General features: G+C 38.5%; 20 protein-coding genes and 1 pseudogene. 17 read left to right on the top strand and 4 right to left on the bottom strand.

The features are described 5' to 3' along the window. Positions 1-192 precede the first annotated feature (192 nt). The 5 genes and pseudogenes from FIU87_RS14450 (at position 193) to FIU87_RS14425 (ending at position 6,246) form a co-directional block, all read left to right on the top strand. A complete protein-coding gene (locus FIU87_RS14450) occupies positions 193-1,788 on the top strand; it encodes a recombinase family protein (RefSeq protein WP_152445244.1) in 1,596 nt (531 codons plus the stop codon). After that, positions 1,778-2,293: pseudogene (gene sigK / locus FIU87_RS14445) on the top strand (RNA polymerase sporulation sigma factor SigK); the annotation flags it as partial. The gene FIU87_RS14450 and the pseudogene sigK, both read left to right, overlap by 11 nt. Before the next feature lie 424 nt (positions 2,294-2,717). Next, complete coding sequence (locus FIU87_RS14435; RefSeq protein ID WP_152445242.1) at positions 2,718-3,344, top strand: flavodoxin family protein; 627 nt, start codon at positions 2,718-2,720, stop codon at positions 3,342-3,344. Between the two features lie 210 nt (positions 3,345-3,554). Continuing rightward, on the top strand, positions 3,555-5,330 hold the full coding sequence (locus FIU87_RS14430) for a M3 family oligoendopeptidase (protein ID WP_152445241.1): 1,776 nt from the start codon (positions 3,555-3,557) through the stop codon (positions 5,328-5,330). A gap of 133 nt (positions 5,331-5,463) precedes the next feature. Continuing rightward, positions 5,464-6,246, top strand: coding sequence for a phosphatidylserine decarboxylase (locus FIU87_RS14425; RefSeq protein WP_152445240.1), 783 nt, complete (start codon positions 5,464-5,466; stop codon positions 6,244-6,246). 61 nt (positions 6,247-6,307) lie between these two features. Here FIU87_RS14425 and FIU87_RS14420 read toward each other — a convergent pair whose 3' ends face one another. Continuing rightward, positions 6,308-6,448 (bottom strand): sporulation histidine kinase inhibitor Sda, encoded by a 141-nt coding sequence (locus tag FIU87_RS14420; protein WP_152446583.1) that lies wholly within the window; start codon positions 6,446-6,448, stop codon positions 6,308-6,310. A 662-nt stretch (positions 6,449-7,110) separates the two neighbouring features. On the opposite strand from FIU87_RS14420, the gene FIU87_RS14415 reads away from it, so the two are divergent. Genes FIU87_RS14415 through FIU87_RS14380 form a run of 8 tightly spaced genes read left to right on the top strand, consistent with a single transcriptional unit; the run spans position 7,111 to position 12,177 of the window. Beyond that, entirely contained in the window at positions 7,111-7,626 is a 516-nt protein-coding gene (locus tag FIU87_RS14415) for a YqeG family HAD IIIA-type phosphatase (RefSeq protein WP_152445239.1), read from the top strand. A gap of 5 nt (positions 7,627-7,631) precedes the next feature. After that, entirely contained in the window at positions 7,632-8,735 is a 1,104-nt protein-coding gene (gene yqeH / locus FIU87_RS14410; RefSeq protein WP_152445238.1) for a ribosome biogenesis GTPase YqeH, read from the top strand. A gap of 56 nt (positions 8,736-8,791) precedes the next feature. Then, a complete protein-coding gene (aroE, locus tag FIU87_RS14405; protein WP_152445237.1) occupies positions 8,792-9,628 on the top strand; it encodes a shikimate dehydrogenase in 837 nt (278 codons plus the stop codon). Then, positions 9,622-9,915: a ribosome assembly RNA-binding protein YhbY gene (gene yhbY, locus FIU87_RS14400; RefSeq protein WP_152445236.1), complete on the top strand. Its 294-nt coding sequence runs from the start codon at positions 9,622-9,624 to the stop codon at positions 9,913-9,915. Before aroE ends, yhbY begins: the two co-directional genes overlap by 7 nt. A gap of 19 nt (positions 9,916-9,934) precedes the next feature. After that, on the top strand, positions 9,935-10,501 hold the full coding sequence (locus tag FIU87_RS14395; RefSeq protein ID WP_152445235.1) for a nicotinate-nucleotide adenylyltransferase: 567 nt from the start codon (positions 9,935-9,937) through the stop codon (positions 10,499-10,501). After that, a complete protein-coding gene (gene yqeK, locus FIU87_RS14390) occupies positions 10,494-11,072 on the top strand; it encodes a bis(5'-nucleosyl)-tetraphosphatase (symmetrical) YqeK (protein WP_152445234.1) in 579 nt (192 codons plus the stop codon). Before FIU87_RS14395 ends, yqeK begins: the two co-directional genes overlap by 8 nt. After that, a complete protein-coding gene (gene rsfS / locus FIU87_RS14385) occupies positions 11,073-11,423 on the top strand; it encodes a ribosome silencing factor (RefSeq protein WP_152445233.1) in 351 nt (116 codons plus the stop codon). Between the two features lies 1 nt (position 11,424). Further along, positions 11,425-12,177: a class I SAM-dependent DNA methyltransferase gene (locus FIU87_RS14380; RefSeq protein WP_152445232.1), complete on the top strand. Its 753-nt coding sequence runs from the start codon at positions 11,425-11,427 to the stop codon at positions 12,175-12,177. A gap of 126 nt (positions 12,178-12,303) precedes the next feature. On the opposite strand, the gene comER is transcribed toward FIU87_RS14380, so the two are convergent. After that, positions 12,304-13,122 (bottom strand): late competence protein ComER, encoded by an 819-nt coding sequence (gene comER / locus FIU87_RS14375; RefSeq protein WP_152445231.1) that lies wholly within the window; start codon positions 13,120-13,122, stop codon positions 12,304-12,306. 81 nt (positions 13,123-13,203) lie between these two features. Here comER and FIU87_RS14370 point away from each other — a divergent pair, with 81 nt between their 5' ends. The 3 genes from FIU87_RS14370 to FIU87_RS14360 are packed head-to-tail and all read left to right on the top strand — an operon-like array spanning position 13,204 to position 16,670. Further along, positions 13,204-13,836 (top strand): helix-hairpin-helix domain-containing protein, encoded by a 633-nt coding sequence (locus tag FIU87_RS14370; RefSeq protein ID WP_253905428.1) that lies wholly within the window; start codon positions 13,204-13,206, stop codon positions 13,834-13,836. 57 nt (positions 13,837-13,893) lie between these two features. Then, positions 13,894-14,370: a ComE operon protein 2 gene (locus tag FIU87_RS14365; protein WP_152445230.1), complete on the top strand. Its 477-nt coding sequence runs from the start codon at positions 13,894-13,896 to the stop codon at positions 14,368-14,370. After that, positions 14,367-16,670, top strand: coding sequence for a DNA internalization-related competence protein ComEC/Rec2 (locus FIU87_RS14360; protein WP_152445229.1), 2,304 nt, complete (start codon positions 14,367-14,369; stop codon positions 16,668-16,670). Before FIU87_RS14365 ends, FIU87_RS14360 begins: the two co-directional genes overlap by 4 nt. 125 nt (positions 16,671-16,795) lie before the next feature. Here the strand turns inward: FIU87_RS14360 and FIU87_RS14355 are convergent, their stop codons facing one another. Beyond that, positions 16,796-16,930, bottom strand: a complete 135-nt coding sequence (locus FIU87_RS14355) for a YqzM family protein (protein WP_152445228.1) — start codon at positions 16,928-16,930, stop codon at positions 16,796-16,798. A 314-nt stretch (positions 16,931-17,244) separates the two neighbouring features. Between FIU87_RS14355 and holA the strand changes: the two genes are divergently transcribed. Beyond that, a complete protein-coding gene (gene holA / locus FIU87_RS14350) occupies positions 17,245-18,270 on the top strand; it encodes a DNA polymerase III subunit delta (RefSeq protein ID WP_152445227.1) in 1,026 nt (341 codons plus the stop codon). 138 nt (positions 18,271-18,408) lie between these two features. Here the strand turns inward: holA and rpsT are convergent, their stop codons facing one another. Further along, positions 18,409-18,675, bottom strand: a complete 267-nt coding sequence (rpsT, locus tag FIU87_RS14345) for a 30S ribosomal protein S20 (RefSeq protein WP_152445226.1) — start codon at positions 18,673-18,675, stop codon at positions 18,409-18,411. Positions 18,676-18,886: the final 211 nt, after the last annotated feature.

Here is an 18,886-nt window from a genome sequence, read left to right as displayed (position 1 = left end):
AGTTGACGCGGAGCAAGTCAAACGGATTCAACTGATAATCGCAACCCTCCTCGTCAAAAGCGTTTTAAAAAAAGCTGCTGAATAAAGCAGCTTTTTTTGTTGGTAGAGTAGCTATAAAGTTTGCGAAAACAGCCTTTAATAAAGATGGTTAACTTGAATATACATAGTGGTAAAAAGGTTAAGGAGTTTTTTATGATTGGAATTTATTGTCGTGTGAGTACACAAAACCAAGCAGATGAGGGATATAGCCTAGAAACACAAGAAGAACTTTGTATGAAAAAGGCTAAGCAACTTGGGTTCTCCATTAAAGATGTAAAGATTTATCGGGAAGAAGGTCGCAGTGGCGAGGATATCGACCGTCCTATGATGAACGAACTACGTGATGATACAGCTAACGGTTTAATTACGAAAGTCATCATCACTGACCCTGATCGACTGACAAGAGATTTAACCGACAAGCTTATTGTCTGTAAAGAGTGGGATCGACAAGGGGTAGAGATACTCTTTATTGATACGGAATATCAAAATACACCAGAAGGTCAAATGTTCTTTAATATGAGAAGTGTCTTTGCTCAATATGAATTAGCTCAAATTAGAAAACGAACGATTAGGGGGCGCCTTAGAGCAGTAGAAAAAGATAAAAAGATTATGCCAATGAGGGTAGCACCGTATGGTTATGATTATAAAGATGGAGAATTGCAAATAAACGCTCAGGAAGCCGTTTTTGTAAACAAGATATATAAATGGTACCTAGAAGGCCAAACGCTTCGAGGAATAGGGGATAAACTCTACCAGGAAGGTGCGCTGCCTAAACGAAAAGAAAGCAAGAATTTTGGAGCAACATCCATATCTAGAATATTAACAAGTGAAATTTATATCGGAAAATATATCTACAATAGAAGAGAAACTAAAAAAATCTGGGGTGAACGCACACAATCAGGAAAGCAGAAGAAAACATATAAACTTAGAGATGAAAGCGAATGGATTACAGTAGACGTACCACCTTTGATTGATATAGAAACCTTTGCAAAAGCTCAAGATAAACGTCAGAAAAATAAACGAAAAGGTGGGAATGTGAAGCAACAGTATTTGTTTAAGGGAATGATTCGTTGTAAGAATTGCGGTAGAATATGGGAATGTACAACTTATAACGGGAGAACAGATAAAAAAACAGGAGAAAAGAAAAAGTACTCTGTATACCGTTGTCCTAATCTAAACCCAAAACGTTATGGAAACGGAATAGAAAAATGTGATTCACAAAGCATTAGAATTGAACTGCTGGAAAGTTATATATTTGATATGATACAAAGCACACTAGCAAACAAAGAGGTATTCGTAGAAGCAATTAAAAAAGAAGTAGAGAATAAAGATGACACACTGGATGATCAAATCGAAGAACTGAAAAAGAAGATAAAGAAAAAAGAAGAAGAACGAGATCGAGTAAAAAGAATGTTTGTAGTAGCTCAAGTGATAACAGAAGATGAAATGCTTAAAGACATGAAAAAAATAAATGAAGATATTAAGATATTTAAAGAAAAGATTATAATGTTAGAAGCTAAATTACAGCAGCAAGAACAAAAGGAACTTAGCAAAGAACAAGTGTATAGCATCATCCAAAACATTGAACATCTCTTTAATAACAATACTATGAAGTTTGAAGAGAAGCGACAGTTAATGGAGATATTAGTACAAGAGATCGCAATTGATGCGAAAAGTAACCCAATAGGAATCACCATAAAAGGGCTTTTGGATGACATTGCTTCTAGTACACAATACCAAAAAATTTGAAAACACCGGCGAGGATTCGGAGGACTTAATTTCTATTGGAACTATTGGTTTGATAAAGGCTATTGAAAGCTTCCATGCTGGAAAAGGAACGAAGCTTGCAACATATGCGGCACGTTGTATTGAAAACGAAATTCTTATGCATTTGAGAGCGTTGAAGAAAACGAAAAAAGACGTCTCCCTTCATGATCCAATCGGCCAGGATAAGGAAGGTAACGAAATAAGCTTAATTGATGTGCTGAAATCGGAATCTGAGGATGTTATTGATACGATTCAGTTAAATATGGAATTGGAAAAAATTAAAGTGTATATAGATGTTCTTGATGAAAGAGAAAGAGAGGTAATTGTTGGACGGTTTGGACTTGATTTAAAGGATGAAAAAACTCAGCGAGAAATTGCAAAGGAACTTGGCATTTCGAGAAGCTATGTGTCGAGAATTGAAAAAAGAGCATTGATGAAAATGTTCCATGAGTTTTATCGAGCAGAAAAGGAAAAGAAAAAACAATAAAATGTTCACCTTGGTTAAAACCAAGGTGTTTTTTTATGAAAATCCAGAAATATTCCGCATTTGCCCTGTCTCTTTTCTTGGATGTGCATATGGTAATAGTGTAAATACCTATAAGGAGAAAGGGGTTGTGTAAGAATGTATCCTTATGGAGGATTTGGAGGTCCATGTTGCCCACCACCTTACCCGGGATATGGGTTTGGATATGGAGCAGGATGGTTATATGCCCTACTGGTTATTGTGTTCATCTTGCTACTGATTTGTGGAGCGTTTTGGTTTAAAAATAGCTTGTATAGATAAGCTTATGCATTATTGCATAAGCTTTTTCTTAGGAGATTTCAATGCTTTCTTTTGCGTTTCAAACTCCTTTAACAGGGTAAAGAATAATGTTTCACCACTACTATATGAAAAAGGAGGAACATTGCGTATGACAAAAGCACTTTTCCTAAACTGTTCACTCAAATCTTCCAACGAGGAATCTAATACTGAAGCTCTTATGAAAGAGGTAATCACCCATTTCAACAACGAAAACGTAGAGTCTGAGATCGTGAGGATGACAGATTACGATATTAAATTTGGTGTTAGTGAGGATGAAGGCTATGGGGACGAGTGGCCACAAGTATTTCAAAAGGTAATGTGTGCAGATATTGTCATTATCGGAACACCACTTTGGCTTGGTGAGAAGAGCAGTATCGCAACGATGGTGATGGAGCGACTATATGGCGGCAGCGGATTAACGAATGACAAGGGACAATATATTTACTACAACAAAGTTGGTGGAGTGGTTATAACGGGGAACGAAGATGGCGCGAAACACGCGGCAGCGTCATTACTTTATGGGCTATCGCATATTGGCTTTACAATCCCACCAAATGTCGATACATACTGGGTTGGCGAAGCAGGTCCGGGATCATCGTATATTGCAGCGAATGGTCATACAAATGATTTCACGATGGAGCATGCCAAGATTATGGCGTATAACCTGATTCATTTTTCAAAGATGCTTCAAAACAATCCAATTCCTGCAGAAGGTAATGTGATAGAGCAAAACTAGTATTCCAATAAAAAGGGCTGTGTCCATTATTGTGGGATAGCAGCCCCCATGAGTAGGATCACAGACGAATGGATGTGCTTTTTAAGTCTACTTTTGGCTTTAATATTTCGTTACTCGAAAATTACGCTAATCAAATAGTTTAGAATTGTAGAAAAATTGAATTTTTTCGTATATAATACAACTATTAAAGGAAAAAGGGGGAAAAAGAAAATGACAACAAAAACATATAGCGAAACATGGGACCTTGACGTCTTTTTTCAAGGTGGAAGCAAATCAGAGCAATTTCATACATACTTAACGGAAATACAGTCGGATTTACAGGAGTTTGAGAAACAAATCCAGGCATTTACATCTGACAATCTAGAGGAAGTCCTCTCTTCCTATGAAAATGTGGTAAAAAAGGTCGTTCAGTCCTCCGCTTTCATTGGCTGCTTACTTGCTCAAGATGTGACAGATAAAGAGGCAGCGCAATTACAAGGGAAGATTGCTCAACTTCATGCTAAGCTGCAGGTACAGCTTGGAGCACTTGATGAAAAATTGGTAGAAATTGATGAGGCTACATGGGCAACTCTGTTACAAAAAGATGTTTTTCAACCTCTGGAATATATTTTAAATGAAAGAAGACGCAGGGCTGGAGATAAATTACCAGCTGCACAGGAAAAGCTCGTCACTTCCTTGGCAGTGGATGGTTACCATGCATGGGGGAAACTATATAATTCCATCGTTGGTTCTATCAAAGTTTCTGTGGAAGAGAATGGAGTAAATAAAGAGCTTTCTGTAGGACAAGCACATAATCGTTTTTCTAACGGAGATCGTGCGATTCGTAAAAAAATAGCAAACGCTTGGGAAATAGCATGGGAAGGGCAAGCAGATACTATTGCTGCAGCTCTTAATCATCTTGGAGGCTTTCGCTTACAAGTATACGAGCAACGCCGCTGGGACTCCGTGTTGAAAGAACCACTTGAAAATAACCGAATGAAACAGGAAACACTTGATATGATGTGGCAAGTAATTACTGATAATAAAGGAATGTTAAAAAAATACCTTGAGCGAAAGGCAAGCTTGTTAGGACTTGAAAAATTGAATATGTACGATGTATCAGCTCCCCTTTCGGCTGAGGAAACCATCCTTTCTTATCAAGAAGGAGCAGAGTTTATCACAGAGCAATTTGCAAAGTTTGGTCCAGAGCTTACAAAATTCACCGAAAAGGCATTTGAAGATCGTTGGATTGAAGCGGAAGATCGTGCAGGCAAACGTCCTGGCGGCTTTTGTACAAGCTTTCCTGTTTCAGGGGAGTCGAGAATTTTCATGACATACTCAGGAACACTCTCCAATGTGTCTACGCTAGCTCACGAGCTTGGGCATGCGTTCCACCAACATGCCATGCATGGCGTTCCTACATTAAACCGCTTCTATGCAAGTAACGTGGCAGAAACAGCATCCACATTTGCGGAAATGATTGTAGCAGATGCTGCCGTAAAATATGCAAAAGATGAGGAAGAAAAAATCTCTCTATTAGAGGATAAAATTCAGCGTAGCGTTGCTTTTTATATGAATATTCATGCTCGTTTCTTATTTGAAACAAGATTTTATGAAGAACGTAGAAATGGACTTGTGAGTGTAGAAAAGCTAAATGAGTTAATGGTGGAGGCGCAAAAAGAGGCCTACTGTGATGCTCTTGGGGAATATGATCACACATTCTGGGCATCAAAAATGCATTTCTTTATTACTCAAGTACCATTCTACAATTTCCCTTATACGTTTGGTTACCTTTTCTCATTGGGAATTTATACGCAAGCACTAGAAGAAGGAACAAACTATGAAGAAAAGTATATGGCGTTGTTGAAAGACACCGCTTCTATGACCGTAGAAGACCTTGCTATGAAGCATTTAGGTGTAGACCTCACCAAGCGAGATTTCTGGGAAAAAGCAGTTCACAAATCGCTTGAAGATGTAGAAGAGTTTTTAAAGCTAACAGAAAAATAATCAGTAGAACAAAAAGGCAGCCCAATTTGCGGCTGCCTTTCGTTATGTACATAAAAATGGTATAAAACAAAAAGAAAGTAATGATATAATAGCTTGCATGAAGAAAATGTTTGAAAGTATGGAGGAATAAACATTGTTAAAAAGTATTTATAGACTTTCCATTGAGTTAACCAATCATCGTCTGTCGTCAATGCTAGTTAAACGATTCGCGAGTTCGAAGCTAAGCAAAAGGTTTATCCCGTCATTTGCCAAGGTATATAACATTAACATAGAGGAAATGCAGCACAATATGAATGAATTTCCTACGTTGCAGAAGTTTTTCATTCGTAGCCTAAAACCAAATGTCCGGCCAATAGATATGACGAAAAATTCAGTTGTAAGCCCTGTGGATGCAGTGATTGAGAAAAAAGGCACCATTACAAATAGCCTCTTGTTAACAGCTAAGGGAATTGATTACTCTGTAGCGGAAATGCTCTCTGATGAAGAACGAGCTGAAAAATACATGGGTGGAACATTTATGGTGTTATATTTGAGTCCGAGTCACTATCATAAAATTCATATTCCCATTTCAGGTGAAATCACCAAGCAGTGGACCCTTGGAGGAAAATCATACCCTGTAAACCAACTAGGGTTAAAGTATGGAAAGGATCCACTAGCAAAGAATTATCGCCGACTAACAGAAATTGAAAATGATGGGAAGCATGTTACAGTTGTGAAAGTTGGAGCAATGTTTGTAAATAGTATTGAACTTACACATGAAAGTGAGCAGCTCGTAAAAGGAGAAGAAATGGCTTACTTCTCATTTGGATCTACCGTAATACTGCTGTTTGAAAAAGGTTCTTTTGAAATAGACGCAAAACTTAGGGAAAAAGAAGAAGTAAAGGTTGGCCAGAAAATAGGGACGTGGAAAAGCTAGTAAGATTAGTTACTAGCTTTTCCAAATTCAGAAAACAAAAAAAAACCGGATAACCGGTTTTTTATGAAGATGCTTTTATGCGATAGCTAAGGGAGCGGCGCTTAATCTCCAATTCAATTAATTGGATAAAATCAGTGCTTAACTTTAGTTCCAATGCTTTGTGATAGGACTCCAGTAAAAGTTCATCCGAAAGTTTTCTCATCATCATGGCCTCAGCCTAACACCTCCTAATTTTTAAGTCACTATGTATTTCCGAGCCTTAATTTTTGTTAGTCTATATTCTAAAAGTTGCTCATATAATGTTAAGTTTGATGGTTTGTATGATTACTCTAACATGTAATATTTGTTAGAACAACCGTTCTGTTATCCACAGCGAGTGGTGGATAACATGTGGGTAAATTGTTTATAATTACCAATAAACTAGATTTCTCAGTCTGTATAGTGTAGATAACGTTATCCACAGGCGATGGAAAACAAAGGAATTTGTCGAAAAATATTTTTCAAGTCCTTATATCTTGTTTGAAAAAAGGTCTTTTCTAAAAGATTGTTGCTAAACACATAAGAAAAAAGTGGCTTGAAGACTTTTTCTAGTCATTATTCAAAGTAAAATATTTAATAATTCCTCCACGAAAAGAGCACGACAGCAACGTTGATTACCTGTTGCTTACCTATACGCATTAGCAACAACGTATGCGAAAACATCCTTGAAAAAATGTATAATAGCATGATTAATGGAGTTTTATCAATAATTTGCTTAACAGAGTGAAAGAATTTAGGTAAGATGGTAAAGTGTTTAAAAGGGATTGTAGACCTTTGAATGACCATAATAAAACATAACGATAGAAATGTTTAGAAGGTGATGGAATGATAAAGTATTTTTTGCCAGCACAGCACGTAAAGAGTGTGTTTGAAATAAAGCCTACGGAATTAAAAGAAAAAGGAATTAAAGGAATTATCACAGACCTTGACAATACCTTGGTGGAATGGGACAGACCAGAAGCAACACCCGCACTAATCGAATGGTTCAAAGAAATGAGAGACGCGGGCATTGCCGTTACAGTTGTTTCCAATAATAACTTAAAAAGAGTGAAATTCTTTTCCGATCCTCTAGAAATTAATTATATTTATGGAGCGAGAAAGCCAATGCGCAGAGCGTTTCGTCGAGCGCTTAAGCAAATGAAGCTACAAAAAGAAGAGGTCGTTGTAATTGGTGATCAATTGCTAACAGATGTTCTTGGGGGAAATAGACTTGGACTTCATACCATCCTCGTTGTTCCGGTTGCCCAGACAGACGGACTTATTACAAAATTTAACCGCCGTGTAGAAAGACGCATCCTATCGTGGATGAAGCGAAAAGGGATGATTAATTGGGAGGATTAACACATATGGAAGAACAGCTAGTTTGTATTGGATGCGGAGTAGCCATTCAAACAGAAAATCCAAACGAATTAGGATACGCACCACCATCATCTTTAGATAAGGAATCTATTATTTGTAAACGGTGCTTCCGTTTAAAGCATTATAATGAAATTCAAGATGTGTCCCTCACAGATGATGACTTTATTCGTATTTTAAATTCCATCGGTCAGACAAAAGGGCTTGTTGTGAAGATTGTTGATATTTTTGACTTCGATGGAAGTTGGTTACCTGGTTTGCATCGCTTTGTTGGGAACAACAAGGTACTGTTAGTTGGAAATAAAGTAGATTTGTTACCAAAATCCGTGAAGCCAAATAAGGTGATCAATTGGATGAAGCAGATGGCCAAGGAACTTGGATTAAAGCCTGAGGATGTTTTTTTGATTAGCGCCGATAAGGGAATTGGTGTAAAAGAGTTGGCACAGTCCATTGAAAGCTATCGGAATGGTGAAGACGTGTATGTGGTTGGCTGTACGAATGTTGGAAAATCCACCTTCATTAATCGCATTATACGTGAGTTCTCGGGAGAAGAAGATGTGATTACGACGTCACAATTTCCCGGTACTACTTTAGATTTGATCGATATTCCGTTAGATAACGGTGCCTTTTTACATGACACACCAGGCATTATCAACCGCCATCAGATGGCTCATTATGTAGACAAAAAAGATTTGAAATATATTTCTCCCAAAAAGGAAATCAAGCCGAAGATATTCCAGTTGAATGAGGGACAAACCTTATTTTTTGGAGGGTTGGCTCGTTTTGACTTCGTAAAGGGAGCGAGAAATTCTTTCACCTGCTATGTTTCGAATGAACTATACATTCATCGCACCAAGCTTGAAAACGCAGAGAATGTCTATCAAGAGCATCTCGGGGATATGCTAGTGCCTCCGGGTGAAGCATATAAAGATTCATTCCCAGAGCTTGTGGCACATGAATTCGTCGTAAAAGAGCCGAAAACAGATATTGTATTCTCTGGTTTAGGCTGGGTTACCATCCATGACGCCAACGTAAAAATCATCGCTCACGCACCAAAAGGTGTTGGGGTAATGATTAGAAAATCATTAATTTAATTGGAATTATCGACGTTTAACCTAGCCAAATGTTTTTAAGAAGGGAGGAGACGAGGGTGAAAAGTCTATACGGTGTTATAGGTGCTCCTATTGCGCACTCTATGTCTCCACTTATTCATAACGATGCCTTTTTTCACCATGAAATAAATGCTCACTACCACGCATTTCATGTTGAAAAAAATGAATTGAAGGCTGCTGTAGATGGAATGAAAGCACTTGGTGCAGGTGGCTTTAACGTCACCATCCCTCACAAAGAAGCAATCCTTCCCCTTTTGGATGAGGTGGATATAGCAGCAAGGAAAATAGGTGCTGTAAACACAGTAGTCAATCACGAGGGTCGATTTATCGGCTATAATACAGATGGACAAGGGTATGTACGGGCTTTAAAGGAAAAAGTAAATCCTGAGGGAAAGAATATCCTTATTATTGGTGCAGGTGGAGCAGCACGAGCGATTTTATATACACTTGCAGCGGAAAAGGATGTGCATATTACTGTATGTAATCGCACGGCTGCAAAAGCACAAGAATTACTTGAAGAATTTGGATTAGAGCAGATTTCCACAAGTCTTACGGTACAAGAAGCCCAAGGGCAACTTTCAACGTTCGATATTGTTATTCAAACAACATCTGTAGGTATGTATCCAGCTATAGATGAATCCCCTTTTCCAAATGGGGTTTTTCGTGAAGGTGCCATCGTAAGTGATATCATTTATAATCCTTTGAAAACAAAATTGCTTCAAGATGCAGAACAACAGGGAGCTTTCATTCAAAACGGGGTTGGAATGTTTGTGTATCAAGCAGCCCTTGCATTTGAACTTTGGACAGGAACTTTCTCAAATACAAAGAAAATGGAACAAATAGTATTGGATAAACTAGGAGGAAAACCATGTTAACAGGTAAACAAAAAAGATTTTTACGTGCGGAGGCACATCATCTTGACCCGATCTTTCAAGTAGGAAAGGGTGGCGTCAACGAAAACATGACAAAGCAAATTTCTGAGGCGTTAGAAGTACGTGAACTGTTAAAGGTAAGCGTTCTTCAAAACTGTGAAGATGACCGTAAAGAGGTAGCTGAGGAGCTTGTTAAAGGAACAAAAGCAGAGCTTGTTCAAGTGATTGGCAATACCATCATTCTGTATAAACAATCAAAGGAAAATAAACAAATCGTATTACCAAGATAATCTTTATGGAGGGATTCGTTTGAAGAAAATCGGTATCATCGGGGGCACCTTTGACCCGCCGCATATGGGACATCTTATCATAGCAACCAATGTGCGAGAGAAATTAGCGCTCGATGAAATTTGGTTTATGCCAAACCATATTCCTCCTCATAAACAAATGGATTCGATCACCTCTTCTGAAACCAGGGTAAAGTTGTTAGAAGCAGCCACTCACTCGAATCCCTTTTTTAAAGTGGAGACGATAGAGCTTATGAGGGAGGGTCCCTCCTATACATATGATACAATGGTATTGCTAAAAGAAAAGCATCGTGATAAACAGTTTTATTTTATCATTGGTGCTGATATGGTGGAATTCTTGCCAAAATGGTACAAGATTGATCAGCTTCTAGATATAGTTAGCTTTGTTGGGGTAAAGCGTCCAGGATATACCTTTCAAACATCTTATCGAATACTAGAGGTGGAAGCACCCCAGCTTGATATTTCTTCAACGTTGATACGCTCTCGCATCAAGGATGGTTGGACCTCTCAATATTTTGTACCAGATGGTGTAAGAGAAATAATAGAGGAGAAACAGCTGTATGGATAGAGAGAAAGCGTTACAAATGGTCAAAGAACAGCTCACACCGAAAAGGTATGATCACACAATAGGGGTGTTAAATACCGCTGTAGAATTAGCAAAAAGAAATAAAGTGGATGTGAAAAAAGCCGAACTTGCAGCTATTTTCCATGATTATGCCAAGTTTCGTAATAAGGAAGAGATGAGGCAAATTATCATTGATCAAAAAATGCCCCAAGACCTTCTGCAGCATCATGATGAATTATGGCATGCCCCAGTTGGAGCTTACCTTGTGAAAATGGAAGCAGGAATAGATGACGAAGAGATTTTAGAGGCTATTAGATGCCATACTTCGGGCAAAATAAATATGAGTCCTTTAGACAAGGTATTGTATGTAGCGGATTATATAGAACCTAGTCGTGATTTTCCTGGTGTAGAAGTAGTAAGGGAATCGGCAAAGAATTCGCTAGATATTGCCGTTGTTCAGGCGATGAAAAATACTATATTATTCTTGTTACAAAGAAATCAGCCCATTTACCCAGATACGTTTCATGCATATAATGATATGACAATGAAGGTAAAAGAAAGGAAGTTAACATAAATGTCAAATGAATTATTACAGCTTGCAGCAAAGGCTGCTGACAGCAAACGAGCAGAAGAGTTGGTAGCATTAAATATGCAGGGAATTTCCCTTGTTTCCGACTATTTTCTCATTTGTCATGGTAATTCTGATAAGCAAGTGCAGGCAATCGCCCGTGCGGTAAAGGAAGCAGCAGAGGAAATAGGACAACAAGTCCGCAGAATGGAGGGCTTTGATGAAGCTCGCTGGATTCTAGTGGATCTGGGAGATGTTGTTGTACATGTGTTCCATCGTGATGAGCGTGGTTATTACAATCTGGAACGTCTTTGGGGAGATGCTACCCGCGAAAACATAGAAATTGGTTTAGCTTAACATGGCATATGAACATTTTGCTTACGTTTATGACCACCTGATGCAGGATGTCCCATACGACAATTGGGTTTCATTCGTACGCACGATGAAAGAACGACATCTAACAGACTTATCCAGAGGCTTTACCGTTTTGGATGTGGGCTGTGGCACAGGGGAGTTAGCACTGCGTTTTGCAAAAGAAGGCTGGAAAGTTTCTGGCGTGGACCTTTCAGAGAGTATGCTAACTGTCGCGCAAGAAAAAGCAGAAAAAGCTGGAGCTTCCATTACCTTTTTTGAACAAAATATGGCAGAGCTTGATGGTTTTTCAGGAACTGATTGTGTGACTATATTTTGTGATTCCATCAATTATCTACAAACAGAGGCAGATACGCAACAAACTTTTCAGGCTGTTTATCGTCAGCTGAAAAAAGGTGGTCTGTTCTTTTTTGATGTTCATTCCATATACAAAATGTCACAAATATTTATGAACAACACGTTTGCTAGTGATGACGAAGAGGTTGCTTATATTTGGAACAGCTTTCCTGGAGAGCATCCTAACAGTGTGGAGCATGACTTATCATTTTTTGTACAAGAGGAACATAGGGACACCTACCAAAGATTTAATGAATTACATAAACAGCGAACGTTTCCTGTTGAAATATATAAAAGCTGGCTTTTGGAAGCCGGTTTTACCGTTTTAGCTGTGACTGGTGATTTCTCCACCGAACATTTGGAGGAATATGCAGAGAGAGTATTTTTCGTTGCACAAAAATAGGCCCCTCAATATGAGGGGCCTATTTTTTTTGAAGGCTGTTTTCGTAAACTTTGTTACTTGCGTATAGGTAAGAAAAAAGCTTTTTTAAAAAACATGCAGGGATTTGTCTAACATTGGAGAATAAGGTTATTGAAATTGTTTTTTTACTTCTGTAAGGTCTTCTGCAAACTTCTCATGTGTTTTTTGAATCAAATGATGAAACACATCGCCAAGCTCACCTTCGAGTACTTTAATTCCTTCCCCGGTCACACCGCCTTTTACACAAACCTTTTCTTGTAATGTTTGCAATGTGTAAATATCCTTTTCGATTAGCTTACCCATCCCAATGATCATTTGAGAGGCTAAATCCGTCGCTTGCTCTTTGCTGATCGCCGTTTCGCTCACTGCCCCGTCAATAAAACGCTGTAAAATGTAACTAAAAAAAGCAGGACCACAGCTGACAATATCGGAAGCGACTCTTGTGACATTCTCCTCAATGTGAATCGGGGTAGAGATGTTCGAGCATATTTGTAAAAGAAAGTCCTTATACTCCTCACACAAGTTATCGCCAAAAGTAATCAACGTGACCCCAGACAATGCTCGGTTTGTGATACTTGGAATAATCCTTGCTACCTGACAACTAACAATTGCTTGCAATTGCCGAACAGATACGGGACTAGTGATAGAAATTACACATTTTTCAGGAGTTAAACAAGAATTAATTTCTTCTAAAAGGGGGTGCATATCCAGTGGTTTGACACATAAAAAAATGATATCTGAATGGATTACTACTTCTTTAGGAGTTTCAGCCACAACAATATCCTCATATTTTTCTTGTATATGATACGCCTTTTGTAACGAGCGATTTGTAATCGTGAATTGTTCAGGAGGTACGGCACTCGAATCAATAAACGATTCTATCAGGATTTTCCCCATGTTTCCTGTTCCAATCATTCCAATTTTCATTATTTTCCCCTCCTTTAAGCAAACGTTTCTCATAAACTATATGAACGAAAAAACAGTAATATGAATAGAAGGTGAGTAATATTGACGGAAATCTGGCTTCTTCATAAAAGTAAGATTATTGGAGTTATCATTGCATTAGGAGTAGCTGTATTTATCATCTGGTCACAAACAACCCCATCTAAGGAAGAGGAAGAAGTAGCACCTATGACATATTTGCTTGATGAGGCTCAACAAGAAGAGAAAGAAAGTGAAGAAAATTTAGATGAGACCAAACAGCCAACCACGGAAATTATGATTGATGTAAAAGGTGCCGTAAAAAACCCAGGTGTGTTTCAAATGAAACAAGGGGAACGGGTGGTGGATGCTGTTGAACGTGCAGGAGGTTTTCTCCTCGAGGCTGATACGGATCTCGTAAATTTAGCAGCAGTATTAACAGATGAAATGGTGTTGTATGTACCTAAGATTGGAGAAGAAAACCCCATTATCCATGAAAAGAAAAGTAGTGATACTAATAGTGGAAAAATAAACATTAATACCGCATCAGAAGGGGAACTGGTGACCTTAAGCGGGATTGGGCCAGCAAAAGCTAAAGCCATTATTGAATATCGGGAAAAGCATGGTTTCTTTAAAGATATTGAGGATCTTGTAAATGTAACAGGAATTGGTCAGAAATCCCTTGAAAGTATACAGGAAGAGATTACTGTTACGGATTGACCAATTACGAGTTTTGCCGCTACACTAGAATGGTGAAGAATGATTGGGGGAATAAGATTGAGCAGAATTTCTTGGGATCAATATTTCATGGCACAAAGTCATTTACTCGCACTAAGAAGTACGTGCACACGTCTAGCTGTTGGGGCAACCATTGTGAGGGACAAGCGTATCATTGCTGGCGGATATAACGGGTCCATTGCAGGTGGTGTGCATTGTATAGATGAAGGGTGTTATGTGATTGACAATCATTGTGTAAGAACCATACATGCAGAGATGAATGCGCTCTTGCAGTGCTCCAAATTCGGCGTTCCAACAGAGGGGTCGGAAATTTATGTCACTCATTTTCCTTGCTTGCATTGCTGTAAAGCCATCATTCAAGCTGGGATAAAGTCCGTTTATTATGCAGTAGACTATAAGAACCACCCTTATGCCATTGAAATGTTTGAAAAAGCAAATGTCCATGTGGAATCTGTTAAGCTAGACGAAGGAGTTATACAGGCAGCGCTTTTTAGTCATGAAGGAAGCAGAAGGTGAAAAAGCACAATGGTGTGTTTATCTATTTTGCCATAGCTGCCTGCTTAGGAATTGCAGTCTCCAGGTCAAATTTTCACTGGGGACTTTTGTCTATTTTAATTGTGTATGGTATATGGTTTTACCAGAAGAAACAAACTTATCGAAAGCTGTTTCCGTTTCTAATTCTTACTTGCGTTTTTTTTATAGGATATATGTTTATTCTAGACAAAAATAACGTAACAAAGCATTTAGAAGATGAGAACATGATTATGGGGAAGGTCATTTCCCCGTTACGGGTAGATGGTGATAAATGGTCTTTTCTCATGGAAAGCAGTCAAGAAGAAAAGCTTCAAGTAGAGTATTATCGACAAAATCCACAAGAATCATTTGCTGCTTTTGAAATTGGCTTAGAATGTCAATGGTTAGGCACCTTAAAAGAGCCATCTCCACCCACCAATCCTCATGCATTCCACTATCAAAATTACCTCTACGAACAAGGCATTCACTGGATTTTCACATTAAAAAACCAACCAGAATCCTGTAAAAGTCCACCAACGAAAAGTTTCCGTATGAAATTGCAAAGTATAAGGGAAAACGCCATCCAAACAATTTTAGCCAACGTAGAAAATCCTGTTGACGGTTTTCTTATTTCTTTGGTATTTGGGGAGCGATATTTTCTAGAAAAAGAAATATTAGACTCCTATCAGGACCTGGGTCTTGTTCACCTTCTTGCTATTTCAGGTCTGCATGTCGGTATCATCACTGTTGCTGCCTTTTACATTGGAGTAAGAGTAGGTTTTACTAGGCAGACTGTTCAAGTTTTTCTTCTTTTGCTACTTCCTGTCTACGTGTTGTTAACAGGTGCGGCTCCATCTGTCATGAGAGCGGCTACCATGACAGGTATTGTGCTATTACTTTTGTGTTTGAGGAAAAAAGTGTTGTCACTTGATACTATAGGAGTGACATGCATCGTTGTTTTAATCATAAGCCCCTATTACCTTTATCATGTCGGTTTTCAATTGTCATTTACAGTATGCTTAGCTTTATTGTTGTTCTCAAGAAAAATTGCCATCGTTCAAAACAGGGTAATACAACTTTTTTTGGTTAGCTTCGTTGCCCAAGTGGCATCTTTACCTCTCCTTCTTTTTCATTTTTACCAAATTTCGATCTGGAGTCCATTTTTAAACGTCCTATTTGTGCCTTTTTTTTCTGTTTTTGTCTTGCCTCTATCCTTCTTACTTTATATTGTGTTGCTAATTCAGCCAACACTCTTGCCATTCTTACTACCTTTACTTTCCTTTCCACTACAATTGATGAATCTTGTTGCCGCTTATTTTGATAATCTTGACTTTGGAACATTTGTATTTGGAAAGCCGCCTTTTTGGTTTTTATCCATTTATGTTGTTGCTATCCTCATGTTTTTTTATCAGTGGGAGGTGGGGAAAAAATACCTTGGGGCAATAGGGTTTGTTGTTGTCCTTTTGCTACACTTTCATATAGGGTTATTTCTACCAACAGGGAAAGTGATTGTGGTTGATATCGGACAAGGAGACGCCATTTACATTAGCCTCCCATATAATCAGGGGAAGTATTTAATTGATACTGGGGGAACGTTTCCTTTTCAGACGGAAGAGTGGAAGCAACGAAGAAAAGAATTTAACAGTGGCAGGGATGTGCTTCTTCCTTTTTTAAGGGCAGAAGGAGTGAGGAAGCTCGATAAGTTGATTTTGACTCACGGCGATTATGATCATATCGGAAACGTAGACAGTCTTTGGGGAGAAGTTGACATGGAGGCGTTGGTTGTTCCAAAAGGCTTTGGAGCAAGTGACTTGGAAGCGGAAATTCTTCAAGAGGCATCGAAAAGAAACGTTGCTATTCATGAAGCTATTCCTGATGAGGGATGGGAAAGAAAGGGTGGAAGTTTCCTTTTTTTACATCCTGAAAGGGAATACGAAAACAAAAATAATGCTTCCATTGTAATATTAGCTGAGCTTGGTGGGCTGACATGGTTGTTTACTGGAGATATCGAAGAAGAGGGAGAGACCGATTTATTACGTCATTACCCTTTGCTAAAAGCAGATGTTTTGAAAGCCGGTCATCATGGAAGCAAAACGTCTACCAATGAAAGCTTTGTAAATCACATTAAGCCCCAGGTGAACATCATCTCAGCTGGCAGAAACAATCGCTTTGGGCATCCTCATCAAGAAGTTCTTGAGCGATTACAACAAATAAATTCCAAGATATATCGAACAGATGTACACGGGGCGATTATCTTTGAATTTACCCAAGAGAATGGAACCTTTTCCACGGTGCGACCATAAGATACTGTATCAAAAGAGAAAAAGAGACTGCACAGATTGCCGCAGTCTCTTTTATAGCGAAGCTTTAGTTATCCTCATTCTTTTCACAACGCAGTGTTTGACGGTATGTATAGGTTATGCCGTCATTAAGATCCTATGAAATGAATAATTGTTGCCATTGCAAAGATGGTTGCGAAAAAACCGAAGGATACGATAAAACCGACACCAGAATCAACTGCATCGTTACGTTTACTTTGGACGCTTTTTTCAAATTCGTTCATAAGTATCCCTCCTATCAATCAATAGTATAAGCTATTCCAACAAAAAAATCCACCGCACATTTTTGCTTTTCCACCTTTGACAAGAGTTGTCACAAATAGTTCGTAAATATAAGGTAACCCTAATGGTACACCCAAAAGGGGGCAATCGTTAGCAGGTCAGTTACCTGGGGCTGACATTGTTAACGTTTATATAAAATGGAGGTTAGTTTTTTGTAGGTGAAAAACTAATCTCCTTTGATTTTACTTCTGAACTTGTCAAGCCGAGCCTCTCTCATGTACGATGAAGAGGACTAGATGTAGACAGGAGTTAAAAAATGGGATTTGAAGCGTTAAAAAAAATAAAAGCCAAACACTTTGCACCTATATATTTAGTATTGGGTAAAGAAACGTTTTTAATAAATGAAATAAAAGAAGCCATTATTGAAAATGCGCTTGAAGAAGCAGAATATGATTTTAATCTTTCCTTTTACGACATGGAAGAGCAGTCCGTTGATATAGCTATTGAGGATGCGGAAACACTGCCTTTTATGGGAGATCGTAGGGTGGTGGTGATCACCAATCCGTATTTTTTAACGGGAGAAAAAAACAAAGCGAAGGTAGAGCACAACTTAGATCGTTTCTTATCTTACATAAATGAAGCAGCCCCCTATACAATCCTTGTCATCCAAGCCCCTTATGAAAAGCTGGACGAACGAAAAAAAATAGTGAAGACCTTAAAGCAGCAGGCAGAGGTAATAGAAGCTCAACCATTAGGCGAACGTGAAATAAAGCAATGGATGAAAAATAAAGCAGAGCAACAAGGAGCCACTCTACATGAAGATGCCACGGAAGAACTTCTGAAAATTTCTGGTGTGAATCTTTCCGTACTATCCCAAGAGCTCTCCAAAATGGCGTTATATATCGGTCCTTCTGAACAGGAAATCACAAAGGAAATTGTACAAAAATTAGCGGCCAAGACAATGGAGCATTCTGTATTTGAAATGGTGGAAAAAATGGTGCATCGGAGAATAGATGAAGCACTAGAAATATTTTATGAACTCCTTAGGAATAATGAAGAGCCAATCAAGCTTCATGCCTTAATAGCTAATCAATTTAGGCTACTGTACCAAGTAAAGGATTTAAGTGAGCAAGGCTACTCGCAGCAAAAAATGGCTGGAATTCTCCGTGTTCATCCTTTTAGAGTGAAGCTTGCAGCTCAGCATGCTCGCTATTTTCAACGAGATGAATTGTTGAACATGATTAGGGAGTTAGCAGAAGCAGATTATTTGATGAAGAGCGGTCGAGTGGACAAACAGTTAGCTATGGAGATGGTTTTAATCAAGCTTGCACCTATGAAATAGAAAAAAGCCTTCCTAATTGCAGGAAGGCTTTTTTATAGGTTACACGTAGATGTAACGTCTAGCTCCATGCGCCTACTAGCAAAGCGGGCGAATGGAGCTTTTGAATTAAAAAAACGACCCAACAGGATCGTCCTTTTATTATGCAGTAGCAACGTTTACTTTTTTCGCTAGGCGAGACTTTTGACGGTTTGCTGCATTTTTGTGGATGATACCGTTTTGAGCAGCTTTGTCAAGACGTTTAGCAGCATCAGCGTAAGCAGTTTTTGCAGCTTCTACGTCGTTGTTAGCAACTAAAGCTTCTACTTTCTTCACAGCAGTACGCATAGAAGATTTGATTGTAGCGTTATGTGCACGACGCTTATCGTTAGTTTTTACACGTTTGATAGCAGATTTAATGTTTGGCATATCTTTCACCTCCATACAATTCGACGATCGAGAATATATAAACTCGACATTTGTTTAACTATGAGAACAAGAGATATTTTATCAAATACAAGTTCATTATGCAATAGGGAGTCAAGGTAATTTTCTTTAAACAGGCAAACGGATTTTTGAATGCATGAAAAATGGTTACTAGGTCAAAATAAAACTAAATTTTGGAAGTAATGGAGGAGTA

This window comes from Bacillus sp. THAF10, assembly GCF_009363695.1.
In the GTDB taxonomy this organism is placed as follows: Bacteria; Bacillota; Bacilli; order Bacillales; family Bacillaceae_I; genus Sutcliffiella_A.
Note: the sequence above shows the minus strand (reverse complement) of the source record. Positions and strands in the feature narration are given on the sequence as shown.